Source organism: Mycobacterium sp. E735 (assembly GCF_001666955.1).
Taxonomy (GTDB): Bacteria; Actinomycetota; Actinomycetes; order Mycobacteriales; family Mycobacteriaceae; genus Mycobacterium.
Genome location: NZ_LZIX01000294.1, coordinates 1 through 3,215 on the forward strand (window position 1 = coordinate 1; position 3,215 = coordinate 3,215).

Sequence of the window (3,215 nt, forward strand, 5' to 3'; positions counted from 1 at the left end):
TGCCAGCGGGTCCGGCGTACGGCCAGGGGGTTGCGGCGAAAGCGCGCCAATTCGCCTGCGCTGTAGGGGCGGTCATCCTTGGGCACCATCCACGGCGGTGTGCGTTGGAAGACGCTCACCCGGTCGGCGACCTTGGCCAGTTCGGGGACCGCCTGCACCCCGCTCGCGCCGGTGCCGATGACCGCCACGTTCTTGCCCGCCAGGCCGGCGTGGTGATCCCAGCGCGCGGTGTGCATGAGCGTGCCGGTGAAGTCGCTCAGACCCGGGATATCGGGAAGCTTTGGGGCACCGAACAATCCGACGGCGCACACGACCACGTCCGCGGTCAGGCTGGCGGTGTGCCCCGCCCGGTCGAGCCGGCATTCCCAGCCCCCGCCGTTCCAGCGCACCGAGCGCACCCGGGTGCCCAGCATCAGATGCCGGCGCAGATCGAAGTCGTCGGCCACCGATTCGAGGTATGCCAGGATCTCGGGTTGCCGGGCGTACGTACGGCTCCACGCGGTGTTGGGTGCGAATGAGAACGAGTAGAGGTGGCTTTGAATGTCGCAGGCGGCGCCGGGATAAGTGTTGCGCCGCCAGGTGCCTCCTACGCCGTCATCGCCCTCGATGATCACCAGATCCTCGATGCCGGCGCGGCGCAGCGCGACGGCGGCGCCGAGGCCACCGAAGCCCGCGCCGATGATCGCCACCCTGGGCGGGGGCCTGCGCCGAGTCGCCGCCCGCAGCCGGCCGACGCCGTAGCGCCATCGCGACCGCCGACTGGTCACGGCCCGGCCGTCCCGCCGCGAATCAGGTAACCGTTCATGTCGCCATCAGCCCGCCACGCCCCCAACATGTCGGCGTACTCGGTGGGTGCCCCGAAAAAGAAGCTGCCCTGACGAGTCTTGGCGTCCGCCTTGCCCTCCCGGTTGTAGTAGCCGGGGGTGCAGGTCTGAGCGCGCCCGGCACTGGCGGCCGACCGCATCACCACCGTGTCGACCCACGCGGCCTCGGCCTCGGGCGTGGCCTCCACTTCGGTGACGCCGCGCTCGAGCGCCCACGCGATGATCCATGCGGCGTGCGTCGCCTGCACGTCCAGCAGGTAGGGGAAGTTCACCGTCAGGCCCGCCTGGGCGATGCTTTCGATGAAGCAATTGGGAAAACGCGTCGTGCTCAGGCCCTGGTAGGTGCGCACGCCGTCGGCCCAGTGTTCGGTCAGCGAGACCCCGTCGCGACCGATCAACTCGAACCCGGTGCGGCGGCAGTAGTCGGTGCCCACCTCGAAACCCGTTGCGAAGATCAGGCAGTCGATCTCGTAGGGCACGCCGTTGACCACCACACCGGACTCGGTGATGCGTTGGACCCCGCGGCCGCGGGTGTCGACCAGCGTGACGTTGTCGCGGTTGAACGTCTGCAGGTACTCGTCGTGGAAGCAGGGGCGCTTGCAGAAGTAGCCGTACCACGGCTTGAGCGATTCCGCGGTGGCCGGATCGGTGACGAGATCGTCGACGCGCGCCCGGATCTCTTCCATCTTGGCGAAGTCCGCGAGCTCGATGTCTCGGCCGCGTTGCGCCGGGTCCACGACGCCATCCCCGTCGTGGCGCATCACCGGAAGCTTGCGCGTGATGCTTGTCCAGGCGTCGGCGACCAGGTCCTCGTCGGCTTGGCCGCCTGCGGTCAGGATCTGGAAGTTCTCGATGCGCCGACGCTGCCACCCGGGCCGTAACGTGTTGGCCCACTGTGCATCCGTGGCGCTGTTGGCCCGGACGTCGACCGACGACGGCGTGCGCTGAAACACGTAAAGGTGCTGCGCCGCCCTCGCGAGGTGGGGGACGCACTGGATCGCCGTGGCGCCGGTACCGATGATCCCCACGCGCTTGCCGGCGAGGTTCTCGAGGTTCTCGCCGGTATAGGCGTAGTCCCACCGGCTGGTATGGAAGGCGTGCCCGCTGAACGCGCCGAGGCCCTCGATACCGGGCAGCTTGGGCTTGGCCTGGTAGCCGTTGGCCATGGACACGAACCTGGCCCGCATCTCGTCGCGGCGGTTCGTGCGGATGATCCACCGCGATTCCTCGGCCGCCCAGCGGATCTCGTGTACATCGGTTTGCAGGCATGCGTCGCGGTACAGGTCGTAGCACCGTGCGATGCGCTGGCAATGCGCGAAGATCTCCGGGCCCTTGGCGTACTTCTCGGTGGGGACGTAGCCGAGCTCTTCCAGCAGCGGCATGTACACGTAGGACTCGACATCGCAGGCAATCCCCGGGTACCGGTTCCAGTACCAGGTCCCGCCCACGTCGGCTGCCCGGTCGATGAGCCGCACGCTGTCGACGCCGAGCTGACGCAGCCGCACCCCCGTCAACAGCCCGCCGAATCCGGCGCCGATCACCGCGACGTCGACTTCGTCGGTCAGCGGCTCGCGCGTGAATTCACCGTCTGCCCAGGGGTCGTCGGCGAAGCGCGCGAATGCCCCCGCCGTCTCGACGTACTGAGCGATGCCGTCCGGGCGCAATCGGCGCGCGCGCTCTTCCGCGTATTTGCGTCGCAGCGCGTCGACGTCGAACGACACGGTTTCAGTCAAGGCCCGGTCCTCTCGTGGCCCGACTATATAATCAATCGCTTGATCATATCAAGGCGGTGCCGTGTCGGTCCCGCCGCTATCCGCGCCCGCCGGCGAACAACGTTCCGCTGATCATCTTCTTGGCCGAGTCGAGCGCGGCGTGATAATCGCGCGGCGGCGACGTGGCCCCCAACTCGACCAACCCGTAGATGAGCGCGTAGAGGGCCTCGACGACGCTGTCCCGATCGGAAGGCCGCGACAGTTCGCCCCGCCGGTAGCCGTCGTCGACGACGCCCTCGATGATCTCGCGGAAAGCCTGAAATCCCGTTCCCCCGTCCATGTGCCGATCGGGGCCGACCACTCCTTCGGCGCGGATGACCCACTCGAAGGCGGCGAGATCGGGATACTCGCGCATGAGCCGGCCCGATTCGTCGAGAACCGCCCCGATGCGGTCGACCGCGCTCCCCGGCCGCTCGGCGGCCGCCCGCAGCCGCGGCAAAGCGACATCGGTGCGCGCCGCGATCGCCGCCTTGATCAGCTCCGCCTTGTTCGGAAAGTAGTTGTAGAGGCTGGCGCTGGTGACATCCGCGGTGCGGGCAATCTCGCGAATCGTGGTGCGGGAGTAGCCCATCTCGGCCACAGTGCGCATCGCCGCGGTGATGATGCGCGTGCGGGTCTG

The 3,215-nt window shown here is 68.3% G+C and carries 3 protein-coding genes; all 3 read right to left on the reverse strand.

The window, feature by feature from the left end:
• Positions 1-767 (reverse strand): NAD(P)/FAD-dependent oxidoreductase (locus A5704_RS24210; protein WP_156737750.1); only part of this gene is annotated, 767 nt, incomplete at its 3' end.
• Positions 764-2,557: an NAD(P)/FAD-dependent oxidoreductase gene (locus A5704_RS24215; protein ID WP_067891480.1), complete on the reverse strand. Its 1,794-nt coding sequence runs from the start codon at positions 2,555-2,557 to the stop codon at positions 764-766. The genes A5704_RS24210 and A5704_RS24215, both read right to left, overlap by 4 nt.
• A gap of 76 nt (positions 2,558-2,633) precedes the next feature.
• Positions 2,634-3,215, reverse strand: a 582-nt coding sequence (locus A5704_RS24220; RefSeq protein WP_067778647.1) for a TetR/AcrR family transcriptional regulator, incomplete at its 5' end; no start/stop codon positions are given.